Here is an 18455-nt window from a genome sequence, read left to right on the forward strand (position 1 = left end):
ATGTCCCGAATCGACTCCACGAACGACAGTGATCGAGGACAGGCCTACACTCTCGAGGGATTCATCAGCGCGATGGTCGTCCTGATGGCAATTCTGTTAGCACTGCAGTCGGTCGTCATCACGCCGACAACCGGTGGGTTAGCGGATCGGACGGTCAAATCCCAGGTTCAACAGGAGGCACAGGATGCGCTGGTGGTTGCCGCAACAACGGACCATGATAAAAAGAAGAACCTCTCCGAGATGATTCGCTACTGGGACAAAAATGAAGGAGACGACGGAGAATTCCACAAGGCGAGTGAAAGTAACGACGTACCTGGCTACTACAACGCGTCGAACCAGACGGAGTTGTACGAGCAGTTCGTTCTCGGCGAAATCCTCTCAGATCGATTCACTGAGCGTGGGATGAGCTACAACATCGAACTCGTTTACTGGAACCAATCAGAAGACGAATATCAAAGTGAGTATCTCGTCTACCAGGGCGAGTCCGAAGCGGTGACAGCGAATTATATGGTGACCTTGTTTGAAGATGATGAGTTACTGAAGAGTAACAACGACGTCGGTGACGACACCAACTATCCGATCGCTCGAGGAACCAAGGATGACAACGATGATGACTCCAAAGTCTACAACGTGGTGGAGGTGCGCGTCGCCGTATGGTAACTGATCGCCTTCGAGAACGCCGAGAGCGAGATCGCTCGTGTGAGTCTAGTCGAACCGAGCGAGGACAGGTGATCCTCATCGGCGCGATCGCGCTCGCGTTCATCATCCTCGGTGTCGTCATCGTGTTCAACGGCGTCGTCTACACCGAGACGCTCTCATCGGCTCAGACAGGCCAGAGTGCGACCACTGCTGAAGCGACCGAAACCGAGATTCAACAAGGGATCGGATGTCTGATCGACAAGCAGGACGACGACGAACAGCTCGAAGAGAACATCACGGCGTTCAATGATCTGTACCAGAATTCGACTGCCCACTCGAGTCCAGCAGTGGTGGATATCAGCCCGAAGCCTGGTGAGATCCATGCAGGCGACAATGCGACCGTCACGATCACGTACGACTCGAACGAGCTCCACTACGAACAAGAACGAACGATAGAAGCCGACTGCCCAGAGGACTCATGATCGGACCCAGACACGAGACGGACCGCGGGATGTCGATCGCGCTCACACACGTCCTGACGATCGGGATCACGACGATCCTCATTGCCATGCTGTTGATGTCCGGGAGTACGATGCTCGAGACGGAGACCGAACGGTCGGCACAGACGTCACTCGAGACCGTCGGCGAGCGACTGGCGGGTGAGATCGATAACGTCGATCAGATCGCAAACGATAGTAGCGATAGGGTCACGCTCACAGGGGAGCATCCACGATCTGTCGCGAACTCACAGTACACTGTGGCGTTGAAACAGGACTGTAGTGAGGTGGATGCCTCATTGCTTAATGATTCGACGACCTGTCTACGACTAACTGCCCAGGACATCGATGTAACGGTCTACGTACCCGTCGCAGTCGACGGTAACCAGATTAAGGAACCACCACAGTCTGTTCAAGGCGGGACGATTGAAATCAAATACGAGGGTGACGGTATCGAACTGGAGGCGGTGGACTAATGAGACAACACAAGCCAGACACTGACGGACGACGCTGGAACGACGATCGGGCAGTCTCCGAAGTCATTGCCTTCGTCCTCGTCTTCGCGATTATCCTCGGCTCAGTTGGCATCCTGTATTCGACCGGATTTCAGGCGATGGACGACTATCAGGAGAACGAACAGCTCGTCAACGCCGAGCGGGCGATGGACGCGCTCGCAGACAACTTCAACGACGTCATGCGGTACAACGGCGTCAACCAGCGCTACGGTGAACTCTCGCTACGAGATGGGACGATCACGACCAGTGATAGTGGAACGAAGCTAAACCTCTCGGTGGAAATTGATGGGACCAATGAATCGATTGTTCACAAAGATCGATTTTCCCAGTACGAAGATGATGGGAGACTTGATTTGGGTGAATTTACCTACACCGCAAACGGCGACCGAATCGCCTACGAAGGTGGTGGTCTCGTTCGCGGCGACAACTCCGAAGACTGGAGTCTCGTTCGTAAACAGCCCCACATAACGTGCAGCGATGATCGCGAGGCAGCGGTCATCTCACTCGTTACGATCTCGGCAGACGATCGGTCGGTCCAGAGCAGCAGCGGACTGGGCGTCACGATGTCCGTCGAAAACCGCAATAGTTCGGTTTACACCGACGATGTCGGCAGCGTGACTATTACCATCGACGACGGTGATACCAAATACAACGACGCGTGGAACTCGACTCTCGACACTGATCGTGGCTGGTCGAACAACGACAACGGAGACAATCTCAGACGAACGTGTACTGCCGACCGAGTCGTCGTCACCATCGTCGAAGTCGACCTCGAGTACTGACCGCTATGGCTTATTCTCGCTCCCAGTCGCCAGTCAACATCGCTCGCAAGCCCGCCCGAGCCACGAGCGCCTCGACGCGAGCGGCATGGTCGTCGACGGTGCCGGCGGTCTCGAGGTAGAGCCCGTTCGAGAGCTGCTGTGGAGACGTCATCGGCGAGCCATCGGCGTGTGTTGGTGAGTCGTTCAGAATAGCACGGTCGTCGGCTGTCTCGTCGGGCTGCCAGGGGATGGAGACGCCAGAAAGGCCACGATCGAAGAGATACTCCGCAGTGCCGAGCAACGCCTGGTCCGAACTCGAGTGACCGATCGCGCCGATGGAGGTGTGATCGTTGAAAAACCGGACGACGTACTCGCCATCGTCAGTGGTCGCTGACTCGCCTGAATCCCCGGCATCGCTCTCTCTCGGCGTCGGTGAGTCGGTGTCGGTAGCGTCAGCTTTGGAGTCACCACTGGCAGCACCAGCGGTGTCGTCACGTGACGGTTCGGTTTCGGTCATCGGCTGCTGGTTGGCGGAAGACGCCTCCGAAACATCGGTTTCGGAAAACCGAACCGAGACGTCCGTGCGACTGGGCGACTCGAGGTCGCCAGCAACAGGCCCATGAGTGTCATCTGCAAACGAGGCGACGAGTTGCTCGAGGAATCGTTCGGTGGCAGCTTCGAACTCCGTGGTGTACGCGTCGCCCTGTTCGGTTGCACTCGTGAGGGCTGTGACGATCGACTCGAGGAGTGCCGGCCGCTCGACGGCGAGTTGGCGGGCGACGAACCCACGGGAGTGGCGCTCGAGGCGACGCGAAACCGCCGCCTGCGAGTAGTGTGTGAGTGCGGATTCGTGGTCGGAAAGCGACGACAGCTGGCATGCGAGCTGTTCGACATCGGTCGTGCCGGCGAGGAAGAGAAACGCCTGACCGTTGGTGTAGATTGCGCGGTCGATGCCTGTCCAGGCCATCGTCTCGAGAAGCGCCACGGCGCGGGATTTGTCCAGTGAGTCGCCGAACGGTTCGGTGGCAACGAACAGAGCCGGAACCCCATCGACCGAGCAAACGTACTCGAGGGCTGTGCCGTCGACGGTCGTATCGGTCACACACGAGTCGGCGTGGACGTCCCAGCCGAGCGTCTCGAGGAAGGGGTCGACGAGCCAGATACGCGTTTCCCGACCCGTCGCGGGGGGTGTCGAATCGACGAGCACTCTGGAGCGAGCGACGAAGGCGTGAAGATCGAGTGCACTCATCGTACGGTAGTATTCACAACAGCGGTATGTAAGCTCCCGTGTGTGTTTCAGCCGCCGCGCTCGCTGTGTAGAGAACGTCGAGTCGTGGCCTTACAGGCTCGAGTCCGGTTCCGACTGCTTGCGGGTCAGTCCGTTCGTTTCCATCGGCTCCCGGTGATAGATTCGGAGTCGACTGTCACGAACGGTGAACGCGGATTTGAGAGTTGGCGGGATCGTTTCCGCCTTCCCGATGACGAGTACGCCGTTTCGGCGGATCGATTGAGCGATCGTCCGAATCATCGACTGCTTGTACTCGTTGTCGATGTAGATAAACAGGTTCCGGCAGATCACGAGATCGAACCCCGTTTTGGGCTCGTCGTTGATCAGGTCGTGGCGCTCGAAGGAGACGTTACGTTTGATCTCGCGTTTGATCTGAAACGTGTTGCCGTCTCGGTCGACATACTCTGTATAATCGTCGAGAAAACGGAGTTGATCATCGAGGTCGATGGTTCGAGACGCCTCGTAGACGCCGTTTTTGGCCGTCTCGAGCGCCGGTTCGCTGATATCTGTCCCAAGGATTGTGACGGCAGATTCGTCGATATCAGGGTCGTCGTGGGCGAGCATCGATACCGAGTACGGTTCACGACCGTCAGCACACGCGGCACTCCAGACACGAACGGTGTCGTTGGCGTCGCTGAGAGACTGCAACACCTCACGGATTCCGGACCAGACGTCGGGGTTTCGGAAGAAGCCGGTGACGTTGATGCTCAGTGCCTCGAGCAGCGCCGTCTGTTCGTCGGTATCAGCTCGAAGGGTGTCGAGGTACGCCGCGTACGTCTCACTTTGGGTTCGACGCATTCGCGAGGAGATGCGCCGGTCGAGATAGCTATCGTTGTAGTGACTCGTCGCGAACGCCAGTTCGTCCTCGACGTACGCCAACAGCTCGTCGAACCCGTCGTCGGTCACAGCTCGATCACCTCGTGGTCAGCGTTTTTGTCGGCGGTTTTGACGACGAGTGTTCCCGTTTCGGGCGTGAACTCGACGGTCCGGCCGTGTTCGCCGCCGACGTCTTCGGCGACGAGCGGAACGCCGAGTTTCTCGAGTTCCGCCCTGGCTGCGGCGACGTTTCGCTGGCCGACACCCTCGCCAAAGCTTTCGAACTCGAACATATCGCTTCCGCCAGCAATTTTCGCTTCGACGGCGGTGTAGTTGGCTCCCGCTTCGACCATCCGCCGAAGGAGTGCGCGAATCGCGGTATCAGCGTACTTGCCGGGTTTGCGGTCGCTGTGTTCGGCGGCGTCACCGTCCGGCAGCATGACGTGTGCGAGGCCACCGATATCCCTGTCCGGATCGTACAGCGCGATTGCGAGACACGACCCCAGCCCATAGGATTTGAGCGTATCGTCGCCCTCGCTGACAATCAGTTCGGAGATCCCGACCTGGACCGGCGTCGGTGCGCCCGGTTCGCTTCCGTACGTCTTCATGTGTTATCGAGTTCCTGGAATTCAGCCGTCGTCGGCGTCTCCTCGATCCGGTCGACCTCGAGGTCGTTCAGCGCCCGCTCTAAGTCGCTTTCGTCCGGGATCGCGTACACTTCACAGTCGAACTCCCGGCCGTCGGCCATGACGACGGTGTCGAAGACGAACGTGAACTCCTGGTTCTCGCCGAGTTGGATGATGACCGGATCGACGGCTGCAGCACCCATATCGTGGATGAACTCCGGTGGGGAGTGGTCGATCGTCGTATCCAACACGTTTGCCCAGCCGTCGAGGAAGCCACTCGCCATGATGTTGCCGAGTTCTTTGATGGCACTCGTCCCCATCTCGCCGAAGCCATCCTCGTCGACGTCCATCGGAATCATCGCATCGACGATTTCGTGAGCCGACTCCTCGTCAAACAGGAAGATGAGATAGCCGCTTGGCATCCCATCGAACTCGAAGGCGACACCGACGAGTGTTTCGTCCGGCAGCTGTTGGGGAATCGCCTCGAGCGAGACGAAATTCAGCCGCCGAATCTCGACGCTGGTGTCGATCCCGGTCAGTGTCGTTGCAGTTTCGGCGATCTCTTCGGCACCGCGCTCGGCCATACGGTCGAAGCCGTCGAGTTTGTCGTACTCGATGCCACCGCTGGTTCGCAGCCGATCGAGCAGCGACGCCATCGACGTCCGTTTCGGGAAGAGGTAGTGGCTGAACCCGATCTCGGTGCCGACGGTCTCGATCCGACTCTGGAAGAGCAACGCGAGGTCGTCGTCGTCGGGTGTCTCGTCGATGTCGCCGAAGAAGGGCTCGGCGGACTGGCCCTCGACGAACTCGGGGGTCGAGACGTCGATCACCGCTTCCAAGACGTCGGCCCAGCCATCGACGAACCCGCTGTTCATGATGTGGCCGACTTCGGTCGCGGCGCTTTGGGTCATCTCGTCGAATTCGCGCTCCTCGATGTCGACGGCGTCGTCGGAACTCGATTCGGCGAGTAACGTTTCGATGATACGAAACGCGTTCTCCCGTTCGAAGACGATCATCGAGTAGCCCTCGATCGCGCCAGTCAGTTTGACACGGACGCCGACTTTCTCCGTCGAGTCCTCGAAATCGCGGCGGATCTCCTGGCCGCGCATGAAGTTGAGTTTCGTGACGCCGACCTGTGTCTCGACGTCGGTCATATGTGTCAGCCGGCCAGCGGCGAGTCCGGCACCTTCTCGAGCCATCCGGTAGAACGTTCCGAGTGCGTTGACGTCGAGTTTCATGTCGTCGGCGTTTCCATGTTGTTGACCATTTCGACGAACTCCGCTAACTCGGGGAAGGCGTAGATTTCGGCCTCGATCTGATAGCTTGGGACAGTCAGATCCGAGTCGAAAAACAGCGCGAGGTCGTCGTTACCGAGGTTGGCTGTTCGGGTGACGACCTCGCCCGTCTGTGCGTAGACGAGTTGCGGGGCTGCGATGTCGATCGCACGCCCGAGGACGTCGGCCCAGCCGTCGATGAAGCCACTCGCCATCATGTTTCCCATCTCTTCGACGGCGCTTCTGGCCATCTTGCCCGAGACGTCGGAGATGTCGTCGACGACGTCACGGAGCATGATCGCCGTGATTTTCTTTGCACTCGCCTCGGGGAAGAGGATGAGAATGTGTCCATGTGGCGGATCGAGCAATCGGACGCGAACGCCGACTCGCTTCCCGGAATCGAGCTGTGATTCGATGTCGTCGACGTCGATGAAGTTCGTTTTCGTGACCTCCATCTGGGCGTTCTCGCCCGTCAGTTTGCTCATGTTATCGGCGACGCCGTTCGTCCCGACTTTTGCCATTTCGTTGATGAAGCTCAGCTTTCGAATATCGACCTTTAGCGTCATGAATTCCTCCGTGGGTGTGGGTGTTCGTTTATTGTCATAATGTATTCACGTCAAGAATGTTGACTACCTCTCCCCGTCCCCGTACCGTTGCGCCGCTGAGCCCCGGAATGTCGCCCATGAATCCCTCGAACGGTTTGACGACGACTTCCTGTTGGCCGCGGACATAGTCACAGTGTAACACGACTGGTCGGACGTCGTCTCGAATACGGACGAGCATGCCATCGCCGTTGGCTCTCGGTTTCGGCGTCTCGAGTGCGTCGTCGAGTGGGACAACCGAGTACTCGCCGTCGCTTTCGGAGAGGGCAAGACGGCCGTCGATCTCTTCGAGACCGTCGGCGGGTTCGATGTCCAGAACCGCTTTCGTCGGGATACCGAACTCCTCGCCGCCGCTTTCGAGGAAGAGCACGTCGTCGATCGCCACCGTCACCGGCAGCGTCATCGTTACCCGTGTTCCCGAACCAGGTTCGCTTTCGACCGCGACCGTTCCCTCGAGGTCTTCGACTGTCCGCTTGACGACGTCCATCCCCACGCCCCGGCCGCTGACGTCCGTCACCTCGTCGGTCGTCGAGAGCCCGGGATGGAAGATGAGGTCGTAGGCCTCCTCGTCCGACAGCGCAGTCGCTTCCGCTTCGGTCAGCACGTCGGCGGTGACGGCCTCGGAGCGGAGCCGATCGGGATCGAGTCCACTACCGTCGTCTTCGACCGTAATCGTCACGCTGTCACGCGAGCGATCGGCGTGGACGTCGACGGCTCCAGTGCGAGGTTTGCCCGCACGCTCGCGGTCTTCGGGCGACTCGATCCCGTGGTCGACGGCGTTGCGGACCAGATGGATCAGCGGATCGCCGATCCGATCGAGGATACTCCGGTCGAGTTCGACATCCTCGCCGGACATCTCGAAATCGATCTCCTTGTCCTGCTCGCGTGCGATGTCACGGACCACGCGCGGAAGCCGGTTTACAACCGTTTCCAGCGGGACGAGTCGAATGTCCATCACCGTCTCCTGGAGTTCCGTCGTTACATCCGACAGATCGTCGAGTTCCGTCTCGAGTGCAGCGGTATCCTCCCCTTCGGAAACCGCATCCCGGAGTCGAACGCGTGTCGTGACCAGCCCTTCGACGAGGGTCAGCAACGAATCGATCTGTTCGACGTCGACCCTGACCGACTGGACGTCGTCGGTTTGTTGGTCGGCAGCCGGTCGATCGGTCGTTTCGGGGATTTCGATTTCCGGTGTTTCGAACGTCGGCTCGTCGATCCGACGGACAACGTCGTCCTCCTCCGGTTCTGTTTCGACTGCATCGTCACCGAACGACGCCGTAGAGCTACTCGAGGACGCCGACGACGCCGAGTCAGCGCTGTCGTCGAGATCGAAATCGTCGCCAAACGTATCGTCGAAATCGTCGTCGCCGAACGAATCATCGCCGAACGCGTCAGCGAAGTCGTCATCGAACGTGTCGTCGTCGAACTCAGAGAGCCCGCTTGCGTCCGCATCGAACTCGTCGTCCGACGCCGTAAGCTCGGTGTAGGTCTCGACGGCTGCATCGCCGGCAAACGGATCCTCGGCCGTCTCATCGTCGGTCGAATCGTCGGTCGAGTCCGCAGCAACCGGCTCCGCGGTTGCCGCATCCTCGAGCGAGTCCGTCGAATCGGACTCGTCTTCGAGGCTCGCATCCGTCGCGGTCGGCGACTCGGTGTCGATATTGGGCTCGGTGTCGGCCTCGACAGTGGCGTCCGTCTCGGCTTCGGGTAAAATCCCAGACGCGGGTGTCGCCGTTTCGTCTCCCGGCTCACTGGTCTCGTCCGACTCGAGATCCGTTTCAGCCTCGAGGTCGGCCGCGTCGGACTCGACCAGCATCTCGTCGATGTCATCGTCGGTTGGCTCCGTCTCGTCGAGAAACGAGTCGTCGTGGACATCGACGTCCTCGCCGATGAGTTCGTCCATCCCGACTTCGTCGTCGCTGTCGAACTCGTCGAACTCGAGCTCATCGAGTTCGTCCTGCAGTTCGTCGAAACCGACCATCTCGACTTCGTCTTTGAGTTCGTTGAACACGGCACCGGCGTCGTCGACGTCGTCACTGGACGCGTCGGCTGTCGACTCCGAATCAGCAGTCGACGGCTCAGTGGCCGGCTCGTGGTCGGCTGCAGGCTCGGTCGACGCCTCGGCTGGGGCCAGTTCGTCGTCGTCGATGAGGTCGTCGAACGAGCCGGCGTCACCCATGTCGTCGAACATCTCGAGGTCGTCGTCCTCGATGTCTTCGACCATCTCGTCTAAGTTGTCGAACTCGTTGAATTCGTCGAGCAGTTCGTCGACCTCGAGGTCTTTCGCCTCGTCCGATGAGATCCCGTCACCGGGACCGGCTGCTGGCGGCTCGGTCGGTGACGTTGCATCCGATGGCTCCGTGTCAGCGAGGGCTTCGAACCGATCGGTCACGGTACGGAGTTCGAAATCGGCCACCGCTTCGACTGGCTCGAGACCGGAGATGATCGCGGCTTCACCGACCGCGCTGGCGAAGGCGGCGTCGATCCGTCCCTCGTCGTCACCGGCTTCGATATCGCTTCGGGGTGGCTCGGTCGCGAGCAGGTCGAACGCATCGACCAGCGCATCGACGACGAGCACGCCGTTGTTGACATCGTTGCGCTCCGTGAGTTCGAGTCGGGTAAAGTAGATCTCGTGATCGTCGTCCGCCGGCGGATCGAACCGCTCGAGGACGGCGTCGATGGCCTCGGGTGAGGGGGCCATAACGGACGTTGAGTCGGTCTGGTGTTCGAGGTATTCACGGAGTGCCTCGATCGTCGCCGACGGATCGGTTTCGGTCTCGCCGTCGGCTGCGACCTCGTCGATCAGCGTCTCGAGTTCGTCGACCGCGTCGAAGATCACGTCCATCAGTTCGGGCGTTACCTCGAGATCGTCCGTTCGGACGGCATCGAGGAGGTCCTCGATCGCGTGTGCGAGATCGCTCGCAGCGTCGAGTCCCATCGCACCACAGTTGCTCTTGAGCGTGTGTGCGACGCGGAAGATGCTTTCCATCGCCTCGTCGTTGGTCGGCTCGCGCTCGAGAGTGAGCAACGCGTTGTTCAGCTCCGTAATTCGTTCTTCGCTCTCTTGAACGAAGTCGGTCAAATAATCAGTCATCGGTCTCACCATCCGTGTTGAACGCATCGACGATCGTCTCGACGAGTTTCGTCGAGGGTACGACGGCGTCGACACAGCCCGTTTGAATTGCCTGACAGGGGATTCCAAAGACTGGACTCGTCGCTTCGTCCTGTGCGATGGTGTGCCCGCCGGCGGCCTTGATCGCCTCGATCCCGTCTGCGCCGTCGGCTCCCATGCCGGTCAGAGCGATGCCACAGAGCCGGTCGTCGACCTGTTCGGCTGCCGTCTGCATTGTGACATCGATCGCCGGCCGCACGCCGTGAATCGGCTCACTCTCGTCGAGACGGACCCGAAGTCGTCCGCCGATATTCGTCGCCACCTCGAGATGGGCACTCCCCGGTGCAACCGCGACCTCTCCCGACCGGATTACGTCGCCGTCGGTCGCCTCGCGGATATCGTATGCGCTACGTGAATCGAGGCGGTGGGCAAAGCGGTCGGTAAACTCGGCGGGCATATGCTGGACGACGAGAATCTTCGCGTCGAGGTCGATCGGGAGCCGTTCGAACAGCGCTTCGATGATCTTCGGGCCACCGGTCGACGCACCGATGACGACGGTCGGATTCTCGGCGAGACTGTCGACGTCGGGTTCGGTCGTCGTCTCGAGATCGGGACCGGGTGGTCCAGACCGTGATGGTTCCGTTTGAACTCCCGTTTCGGACTCGGTTTGGCCGCCGGTCCCGGCGACTGCCGGGCTTGTCCCGGCCGACTGTTCCGTCCGCGTCGCGTATGCGGACGCGGCAGCGCGAGCGAGCGCGATCGACGAGGCGTTCGCATCGGCGAGTTCGTCGACTTTCTCGACGACGTCGGCAGTAAGATGGGTCACCGTTCTCGAGTCCGATCCGTCGGGTTTGTGGAGGAAGTCGACGGCACCTCGCTCGAGGGCGTCGAGCGTCGCCTCCGTCCCCCGATCGGTGTGGACGCTGAGCATGAGGATCAGCGTCGGGTTCGTCGCCATGATTCGTTCGACGGCGTCGATCCCGTCCAGTTCGGGCATTTCGACGTCCATCGTGATGACGTCGGGGTCGTATGTCGCGGCGGCCTCGATGGCCGCTGAGCCGTTCGCCGCCGTCTCGACGTCGTAGCCGGCCGTAGTGAGCGCGTTGCCGATGACTGTCCGCATAAACTGTGAATCGTCGACAACGAGTACTCGCGTCATGCCGCAACGACGTCTGAAAGGGCCTTTCTGACGCTGTGTTCTTCGAACGGCTTCGTGACGTACCCGTCTGCGCCAGCCTTCACGGCGAGTTTCATTTTCTCACGTTGCCCGACACTCGTACACATGATGACCTGGGCGTCCGGATCAATCTTCTTGATCGCCGCGGTCGCCTTGATGCCGTTTGCTTTCGGCATCACAATGTCCATCATGACGATATCGGGATCGTGTTCTTTGTACAGTTTGACTGCTTCGGCGCCGTTGGACGCCTCTCCGAGAATGCGGTAATCCTGTTCCAAAATCTGGCGCAGTAAGTTCCGCATAAAATGAGAGTCATCCACGATGAGCACCCCTGTCGACATTCAGTAGTACACCACCCGCTGATAGCAATACGACTACCATAAATGCTGTCTCCCTGTTATCAAGTGTGATAAACAACGAATACGGAACGGAGAGCACACTCAACGCCGAGATCACCCTCTCGGTCCCATCGCGATTTTCCTACGGTCGTTGTTTCCGGTGTCCGGACGCCTGCAGCAGCGTCTCCACATCGATGAGCGGTGTCACCTCGATAACGACCTCTCGAGTCAGTCCTCCGTCGTCGAACGCTTCTGACTCCGTTTCATTCGATTCGAACGTAAATGGATCCCCGGCGTCGTCGCTGGAGCGACCATGGAGCGAACCCCGTGTCGCCGACGCCATCCCGGTATCGCCGGCGTCGACCGCTGTGCCAGTCCCGGACGCGCTATCGGTTCCCGGTCGGTTCGTGGCGACGACCTCGTTATCGGCAGCCTCGTACTCGTGTTCTTGCTCGAGGAGTGCGGTCACGAGTGGATGTGTGAGTGCATCGCCGGAGAATGGCCGGTCTTCGACGGCCGCTTCGTCGAGGATGTCGCTCTCGGCAATCGTTTCGACGCCGATGACGTCATCGACGCGGATCGCTGCGGACTGCTGATCTGTCGGACGATCGAGGACGAGCAGCCGTTCTCGGCCGGAGTCGGTCACACTATCGCTCGGAAAGTGGACGCTAGGATCGATTACTGCAGTGACCTCACCACGGAGATCGACCATCCCCTCGATGGCAGGTGGTGTCCGAGGGACCCGTGTCAACTCGTCGGGGACCTCTGCGAGCGTTCCGACAGCGTCGACCGATACCGCGAGTCGGTGCTCGCCACTCTCGAAGAAGACGAACCGCTCGAACTCTTCCGCGTTTTCGTCCGCGTCGTCCGTCTTCTGCCGCCGTTGGTCGTCGGTGCTGTCGATATCGATTCCCAGTAGCTTTTCGGAGAGATCCGGGGCCATGTTCCTGGTCGTGTATCAAGTTCCATGACTAAAACGTTGACTCCGAACACTGGTCGCCGCGATATCGTCTTACAATTGCCCAAGCGCGTTGTTTACGACGTTATTGCAGCGTTCTCATCTCGAAATCTTTATTTTGCACCTCTGAAAGTATACGCCAGAATGGCCTCGGCTGTCAACAGTGACGATCACGTTACCGTTCTCACGTTCGACCTCGAGAACGACCGCTACTGTGTCAGGGCCGCTGCCGTCGCATCCGTCCTCGGCGTGACGGACGACCAATCCATTGCGACAGCGGACGACCCGTGGAACGCAGGGTCGGTTACGGTCGCCGGCGAACGGGTCCGAGTCGTCGACCTCCCGCGGGCGTTTACCGCCACCTCACGGACGACTGCACGGATCGATGACCCGAAACTGCTCGTCTTTACCGCCACCAACGCCGACGATGCCCACTACGGCTGGCTCGTCGACGAGGTCGACGCCACACGAACGGTCCGTCCGAACAGCCTCGAGCCGACACGAACGAGTTCCCAACTGGCACACGTCAAGGGGCGTCTCGAAATCGACGGCGACGATGTTATTTGGCTCGCTGAGCGGACGATTCACGGCTGAGACGGGCCGACTACCGCATTCCCGGCGGCGGTCCGTCGTCGGAGTCGTCCTCGAGTTCGACGTCTAACCCCATCTCCTCGCGTTGTTTTCGAAGGCGCTTGACCTGCCGGTAGTAGTAGGCAGCGCCAGCACCGCCGATCACGGCGACAGTGGCAACGAGCCCGATAAACAGCGGAATGTCGCGAGTCAGATAGTATCGCAGTGAGATGGTGCTGTCTACCTCATCCCACGTCAGCCGTTCCTGGTCGTCGACAATCTCTCGCTCGTAGCCACTCGGGGTGACGTCGCCGAACAGGAAGTTCGACGTCCGATGGTCTTCGGGAATCGTTATTTCGTACGATCCCTCGACGTACGCCGGCAGACTGAACGTTTTGCGCCCGGCTTCGCCCGAAAACGCGACCGTACCGTTGCCGTCGGGAACCCGAACGTCGGTGCTCGTATCGCCCTGTTCGATATCCAGTTCCGAGCCCGTCACCTCGGTCCCGTTTGGATACCAGTAGCGGACGCTATGGATCTCGAGTGCCTGATCGCTGTAGATGTTCGATCGATACAACGACAGTTCGTCGGTGTCCTCTAAGTCGTAGACGGCACGGAACTCGCCGTTGCTGGTCAGACTGCCCTCTTCGATGTCGATAGCGACGTCTGCGTCGCTGTCGCGCAGATCGTCGTACTCCTGCTCACGATCGAGGTCTTCATCGGGAATGCCGCCGGAGAACGCCGAACAGCCGGCTCCGACGACCAGCAAGCCGACCACGAGCACTGCAAAAACGAGCCGTCGGTTCATTTACGGAACAACACAGCGGAGTTCCGCTGGGAGATACTCGCCGACGCTCGCCAGCAGTCCCGGTGGATCGGTGTCTTCGGTACAGATGACACTCTGCTCCAGCAGGCCGAGACGCTCGACGGTGACGTAGTCCTGGGCGTGTCCAGCACGGTTGAGCGTCGCCCGGACCTCCGCACGGGTGGCGCTGTTGACGTTGAGTCGGCCGTTGCCACGCGTCCACTCGTAGAGTCGGTCCTGAGCTTCCTCGGCGAGCCGTGATGGCTCGTCGTCGCCGCCATAGACGAACTCGAGTGGCACGTGCTGGACTAACCCGTACCGTTCGCGGATCTGTGCCGGGGTGCCCTGTCCGAGTCCGAGTTGGTCGGTCGGAATTCGGACGCCGTCGCCCTGTCCGGCATCGAGCACGAAGCCGTCGTCATCCCAGGACTCGAGGGTGCCGATGTACGTCTCGCTGGCCTCGAGGTCGGGGACGATTTCGCCGAACTCCTCGCCGAGGACGTTTCGTGCGACGGTGGCGTCGTCGCCCTCGATCGTGACCGAGGGGAAATCGTCGTGACGGATGCCGATATCGAACTCGACGTCGAGGTCGCCGATCTCGTTGTCGACCAGCGAGCGCAGCGAGTCGAGCGATCGCTGACGCGCATCGCCGTCGACGTAGAGTTTGGTTGCGAGGACAACCATTAGGCGTCCGCGTCGATGTTGAGTTCGTCCTCGAGCGCGTCGAGACGGTCGTCCATCGAATTGACGAGCCGGTTGTTGTCCATCGATTCCAGCGGCGAGCCACATTCGGGACACTCGAACCCGAAGTCCATCGCTTCACCGAACTCGAAGCGGATGGAACAGATCTCACAGAGATAGAACTCGTGATTGCGCTCGTACTCCCGGCGATCCTCCAAGGCGTCGTGGAGGCGGTACATCTCCTCTTCTAGGTTCTCCGGAATGTTGTCGTACTCGAACGTCCAGAGATAGGTGAGCCACCCCGAATCCTCGTCGCGTAGCCGTCGGTAGGTGGCGAGGTCGTTTTCGTACAGGATAAACAGCGCGCGCCGCACGTCGTTCAACTCGAGATCCAGGTCTTCTGCAAGCTCCTCGTCGGTCACTTCCCCGTCCGGCGGCGCTGCCGCGACGGGCATTCCCGTGGGACCGACCAGCTCGTGTAGGTACTTCTGGATAACCGGGTCCTCGAGCAGGTCCTCAAAAGCCATTACCTACGTGTAACGCCGTGTGTCCATTAAGTCTTGTCAACTACCCCGCGTCGGGGGAACGTACAGGTGGCTGGACAGCGCTTCTCGAAACGATGACCACCGAGACCGGCGGTCCCTTGCAGGGCGATCACGTATTCTCGACGATTCATCGCCTCGAGTTCGACGTCCCCTGGCCGCCAAAACACGTCGCCGCGTACGTGATCGACGGCCCCGAACCGATTCTCATTGACGCCGGTGCACCGGGCGAAGAAGCCGCACAGACCCTCGAAGCTGGCCTCGAGCGGGTCGGCTACACGGTCGCCGATATCGACCACGTGCTCGTGACCCATCCCCACAGCGACCACGTCGGGCAGGTGCCGACGCTCCGTGCTACCGGCGCGACGGTCCATGCCCCAGCAGTCGCACTCGAGCGACTCGAGCGCGATCCGAGGACTGTTCGATCGACTGTCCGCGAGGTGGCCATGTCGGCTGGGTATCGCGGAGAGATCCTCGCGGACGTCGTCGACGACCAGCTCGAGTCGTTCCGGCGGAGCAGCCGACTGCTCGATCCTGAGGCGACAGTCCCGATCGTCCCGGACACGCCGGTTTCGGTCGGTGGCTACGACTTTGAGCCCCTCGAGACGCCGGGTCACGAGACGAGCCATCTGTGTTTCGAGAGCGACCTCGAGGGAGAGACGGCACTGTTTACTGGCGACGCACTCATCGAGCCGTTTCGCGCCGGCGCGTTCGACGTCGGCCTCGAGTGGGGTGCCTACGACGGCCTCGAACGGTACGTAACGGCGATGGATCGCCTCGAGAAGACGACGGCGACGTACGGCTATCCCGGTCACGGGCCCGTCTTCGAGGAGCCACGCCGAGTCGTCGAACGCACGCGCGAGCGGATCGAGACGCTGATTTCGGAGACCCGTGACGCGCTGGCCGCGATCGAACCCGCCACACCCCTTGCGGTGGCCGAACAGCGGGTCGGCAGCGTTCGCTATACCGCACCCGTAATGGATACGATGGCCACACTGGGGGCGCTCGAGCGACGGGGGACGGTCGCCTTCGACCTCGAGGACGGCGTTCGGCGGTATCGGACGGCCTGAGCGAACCGGTTACGTCGCTCACTCGGCGGACTCAGCGTCGGCGCTGTCGCTGGCCTCGCGGTGCGTGTTCCAGACGGTCGCGACGATGACGAGGACGAGTGCCATCGCGAACCCGTAGAAGACGCCCATTGCAACCGCTTCTGGAAGCGTGTGGTTGGTCGCGAGCAACACGACGACATTGAGGACGACGAGGACTGGTCCGAGCATGAACCACTCGATCGGCGTCCGTGGAAGCGACATCGAGGAACCCATACTGGATCTGCGTCTCCCGAGCAGAAAAACTATACTGTCGGCTGTGACTGCTCGGCAGAGCCGTCACCGGTCGTCGCCGTCGGCGCGTGCGCGGTCTCGCGGCTCCAGTCCTGTCGTTCGAACGATCTGGAGACCGTTTTGCGATCCGTTTCACTTGTTTCGGCTGTCCGACTGCGGTGAGTTGTCCGACTACTCCTCGTCGACCGACTCGACGCGCTTACCGGTTTCCATCGGGATCACCTGCCGATCCGCGGCGGTCCACTCACGCTCGAGTTCGCGACCCTCGAACAGTCGATCTAAAAAGACGGCCAGTCCGGCGACCTCGGAGTGGGGCTGGTTGGTAACGCCGACGTTCCAGTCGGCCTGTTCGTAGACGTCGAAGGGGACCTTTTCAGCGCCGACGACGACGAGCAGTGACTCACCGGCGTCCTGATGGGCGGCTCGAATCTCGGCTTCGACGTCCTGGACGCGCTCGCCGTACATCGTGAGGTGGACGACCTTTCCGGCCCAGTTGCGGAGCATCGCCTGGGGAGAGTCCGTTAGTTCGACCTCGAAGGGGCCGCCGAAACGGTCGGTGATGTCCGCGACGGTTGCTTTCGACTGGCCGGCGTTGTCGGGAAAGCAGACCCGGTCGGCACCTAACGCCCGTGCGGTCAACCCGACGTGGGTCGTCATCCGCTCGTCCCGGCCGGGCCGATGACCAAGCCGGAGGACGGCGACTTCGGCTGTTCCGTTCATACCAGAGTATATCCCTGTCGTGCATATGTGGATTCGGATTCAGCGACTCTCGAGAGATCGAGTATCCGCAGATATTTGGTCACACATCACGAATGCCACGTATGAGCAATGAGAAGGCACCGGTGTTTTCGGACGGGTTCGTCGTTCCGATAACCGGGCTTTTGGCGCTCCTGTTCGCGGTAATGGCCGGAATGACGGTGCTTCCAGCGCTATCCGGTTCACCAGGTGATATCGCGTTGCCAATCATTTTCGGAATCGCGAGCCTCCTGTCGTTCCGTCTGCGACAGCGAGCACGCGCTGGGAAAGAGGGGCGCTGAGAACGGCGGTGTGTAGCAGTAAACGCCGACCGCGTACCGCACGGCAGTCGATTGGTGACTCGATTCAGCCGCCGATCTCAGAGCCGAGAGACTCGAACCGGTGTCACTGCTGTTTGGCCAGTTCGATCGAGAAGAAAAAGCCGAAGTAGGCAGGAACACCGGCTGCCATGAACATATAGAACGCCCACGTGGGTGCGCTCGTAAAGACGAAGTCGAAGAGGATACTCACCAACGCGACCCAGGCGACGGCGAACATCAGGTCGTGGACCATTCCGTTCCTGTTTTCTTTGACGTGCTGACGAAAGCGTTCAGCAAGGCTCATCGTGTAGTTCCTCGTGAGTGTGTCGGCGATGATCGTTTCATACTGTAAGAAAAGAACCGGTAATACGTCAGTCTTGTGCGTTGGCGGCTCAGTCGTCGCTTTCTTCGTAGTCGACGACCAGCACGGGGGTATGCGTCGAGCGCAGGACGCGCTCGGTGACGCTACCGAGCAGTGCGCGTCGGACGCCCGAACGCCCGTGGCTCCCCATCACGATGAGGTCGATATCGTTGTCTTCGGCGTAGCTGGCGATCAGCCGGTGTGGCTGGCCGCCGGAGTGATGTTCGACCGCGGACAGCCCGTGTGCCTCCGCTGTCTCCGTTACGTATCCAGTCGCTTCTTCGGCATCTTCACGCAGCTCTGTCATCCCCGCGAAGTCGCCTTGTTGAATACGGTCTACCTGCTCGGCACCCAAACCGTAGGCGACCGCGTCGGTATCGGCAATGTACAGCGCGTGAACGGTTGCGTCGTACTTTTCTGCCAGATCTACCGCAGTGTCGACCGCTATCTGTGCTACCTTGCTCCCGTCTGTCGGAACGAGTATGTTATCGTACATTG

General features: G+C 60.4%; 23 protein-coding genes. 7 read left to right on the plus strand and 16 right to left on the minus strand.

Features of this window, described 5'->3' with window-relative positions; genetic code table 11:
- The 4 genes from BW940_RS03800 to BW940_RS03815 are packed head-to-tail and all read left to right on the plus strand — an operon-like array spanning position 1 to position 2433.
- On the plus strand, positions 1–660 hold the full coding sequence (locus tag BW940_RS03800; RefSeq protein WP_076607863.1) for a DUF7288 family protein: 660 nt from the start codon (positions 1–3) through the stop codon (positions 658–660).
- The gene (locus BW940_RS03805; protein WP_076607864.1) at positions 654–1121 is read left to right on the plus strand and encodes a hypothetical protein; all 468 of its coding nucleotides are present in this window, start codon (positions 654–656) and stop codon (positions 1119–1121) included. The genes BW940_RS03800 and BW940_RS03805 overlap by 7 nt, the downstream gene beginning before the upstream one ends.
- The gene (locus BW940_RS03810; protein WP_076607865.1) at positions 1118–1612 is read left to right on the plus strand and encodes a DUF7266 family protein; all 495 of its coding nucleotides are present in this window, start codon (positions 1118–1120) and stop codon (positions 1610–1612) included. Before BW940_RS03805 ends, BW940_RS03810 begins: the two co-directional genes overlap by 4 nt.
- Positions 1612–2433: a DUF7289 family protein gene (locus BW940_RS03815; protein ID WP_076607866.1), complete on the plus strand. Its 822-nt coding sequence runs from the start codon at positions 1612–1614 to the stop codon at positions 2431–2433. The genes BW940_RS03810 and BW940_RS03815 overlap by 1 nt, the downstream gene beginning before the upstream one ends.
- Before the next feature lie 10 nt (positions 2434–2443).
- Here the strand turns inward: BW940_RS03815 and BW940_RS03820 are convergent, their stop codons facing one another.
- The 9 genes from BW940_RS03820 to BW940_RS03860 form a co-directional block, all read right to left on the minus strand.
- The gene (locus BW940_RS03820) at positions 2444–3661 is read right to left on the minus strand and encodes a hypothetical protein (protein ID WP_076607867.1); all 1218 of its coding nucleotides are present in this window, start codon (positions 3659–3661) and stop codon (positions 2444–2446) included.
- Between the two features lie 90 nt (positions 3662–3751).
- A complete protein-coding gene (locus BW940_RS03825) occupies positions 3752–4606 on the minus strand; it encodes a CheR family methyltransferase (protein WP_076607868.1) in 855 nt (284 codons plus the stop codon).
- Positions 4603–5124, minus strand: coding sequence for a chemotaxis protein CheD (locus BW940_RS03830; protein WP_076607869.1), 522 nt, complete (start codon positions 5122–5124; stop codon positions 4603–4605). The genes BW940_RS03825 and BW940_RS03830 overlap by 4 nt, the downstream gene beginning before the upstream one ends.
- Entirely contained in the window at positions 5121–6380 is a 1260-nt protein-coding gene (locus BW940_RS03835; RefSeq protein WP_076607870.1) for a chemotaxis protein CheC, read from the minus strand. Before BW940_RS03835 ends, BW940_RS03830 begins: the two co-directional genes overlap by 4 nt.
- Complete coding sequence (locus BW940_RS03840) at positions 6377–6982, minus strand: chemotaxis protein CheC (RefSeq protein WP_076607871.1); 606 nt, start codon at positions 6980–6982, stop codon at positions 6377–6379. Before BW940_RS03840 ends, BW940_RS03835 begins: the two co-directional genes overlap by 4 nt.
- Positions 6983–7016: 34 nt before the next feature.
- On the minus strand, positions 7017–10112 hold the full coding sequence (locus tag BW940_RS03845; protein ID WP_076607872.1) for a chemotaxis protein CheA: 3096 nt from the start codon (positions 10110–10112) through the stop codon (positions 7017–7019).
- Positions 10105–11289: a chemotaxis-specific protein-glutamate methyltransferase CheB gene (gene cheB / locus BW940_RS03850; protein ID WP_076607873.1), complete on the minus strand. Its 1185-nt coding sequence runs from the start codon at positions 11287–11289 to the stop codon at positions 10105–10107. Before cheB ends, BW940_RS03845 begins: the two co-directional genes overlap by 8 nt.
- A complete protein-coding gene (cheY, locus tag BW940_RS03855) occupies positions 11286–11648 on the minus strand; it encodes a chemotaxis protein CheY (protein WP_076607874.1) in 363 nt (120 codons plus the stop codon). The genes cheB and cheY overlap by 4 nt, the downstream gene beginning before the upstream one ends.
- A gap of 139 nt (positions 11649–11787) precedes the next feature.
- Entirely contained in the window at positions 11788–12588 is an 801-nt protein-coding gene (locus BW940_RS03860; protein WP_076607875.1) for a chemotaxis protein CheW, read from the minus strand.
- Between the two features lie 159 nt (positions 12589–12747).
- Here BW940_RS03860 and BW940_RS03865 point away from each other — a divergent pair, with 159 nt between their 5' ends.
- Positions 12748–13197: a chemotaxis protein CheW gene (locus tag BW940_RS03865; protein WP_076607876.1), complete on the plus strand. Its 450-nt coding sequence runs from the start codon at positions 12748–12750 to the stop codon at positions 13195–13197.
- A 10-nt stretch (positions 13198–13207) separates the two neighbouring features.
- Here the strand turns inward: BW940_RS03865 and BW940_RS03870 are convergent, their stop codons facing one another.
- From BW940_RS03870 to BW940_RS03880, 3 genes are read right to left on the minus strand one after another with little or no spacing between them, the layout of a single operon-like run.
- Positions 13208–13981, minus strand: a complete 774-nt coding sequence (locus tag BW940_RS03870; protein WP_076607877.1) for a DUF5803 family protein — start codon at positions 13979–13981, stop codon at positions 13208–13210.
- Positions 13982–14662 (minus strand): DUF2110 family protein, encoded by a 681-nt coding sequence (locus BW940_RS03875; RefSeq protein WP_076607878.1) that lies wholly within the window; start codon positions 14660–14662, stop codon positions 13982–13984. It lies immediately after the preceding gene.
- Positions 14662–15186 (minus strand): transcription factor, encoded by a 525-nt coding sequence (locus tag BW940_RS03880; protein ID WP_076607879.1) that lies wholly within the window; start codon positions 15184–15186, stop codon positions 14662–14664. The genes BW940_RS03875 and BW940_RS03880 overlap by 1 nt, the downstream gene beginning before the upstream one ends.
- Before the next feature lie 92 nt (positions 15187–15278).
- Here BW940_RS03880 and BW940_RS03885 point away from each other — a divergent pair, with 92 nt between their 5' ends.
- Positions 15279–16271, plus strand: a complete 993-nt coding sequence (locus BW940_RS03885) for an MBL fold metallo-hydrolase (RefSeq protein ID WP_076607880.1) — start codon at positions 15279–15281, stop codon at positions 16269–16271.
- An 18-nt stretch (positions 16272–16289) separates the two neighbouring features.
- On the opposite strand, the gene BW940_RS03890 is transcribed toward BW940_RS03885, so the two are convergent.
- Together BW940_RS03890 and BW940_RS03895 are read right to left on the minus strand one after the other, a co-directional pair.
- Positions 16290–16523 carry a hypothetical protein gene (locus tag BW940_RS03890; RefSeq protein ID WP_076607881.1) on the minus strand — a complete coding sequence of 78 codons (234 nt, stop codon included), beginning with the start codon at positions 16521–16523 and terminating at the stop codon, positions 16290–16292.
- A 189-nt stretch (positions 16524–16712) separates the two neighbouring features.
- Complete coding sequence (locus BW940_RS03895) at positions 16713–17261, minus strand: tRNA (cytidine(56)-2'-O)-methyltransferase (protein ID WP_076607882.1); 549 nt, start codon at positions 17259–17261, stop codon at positions 16713–16715.
- Between the two features lie 92 nt (positions 17262–17353).
- Between BW940_RS03895 and BW940_RS03900 the strand changes: the two genes are divergently transcribed.
- Positions 17354–17578, plus strand: coding sequence for a hypothetical protein (locus BW940_RS03900; protein WP_394329394.1), 225 nt, complete (start codon positions 17354–17356; stop codon positions 17576–17578).
- A 103-nt stretch (positions 17579–17681) separates the two neighbouring features.
- Here BW940_RS03900 and BW940_RS03905 read toward each other — a convergent pair whose 3' ends face one another.
- A complete protein-coding gene (locus BW940_RS03905; protein ID WP_076607884.1) occupies positions 17682–17900 on the minus strand; it encodes a hypothetical protein in 219 nt (72 codons plus the stop codon).
- Between the two features lie 88 nt (positions 17901–17988).
- Entirely contained in the window at positions 17989–18453 is a 465-nt protein-coding gene (locus tag BW940_RS03910) for a universal stress protein (protein WP_076607885.1), read from the minus strand.
- Between the last annotated feature and the right edge of the window lie 2 nt (positions 18454–18455).

Origin of the sequence: Natronorubrum thiooxidans, from assembly GCF_900156475.1 — an archaeon.
Lineage (GTDB): Archaea > Halobacteriota > Halobacteria > Halobacteriales > Natrialbaceae > Natronorubrum > Natronorubrum thiooxidans.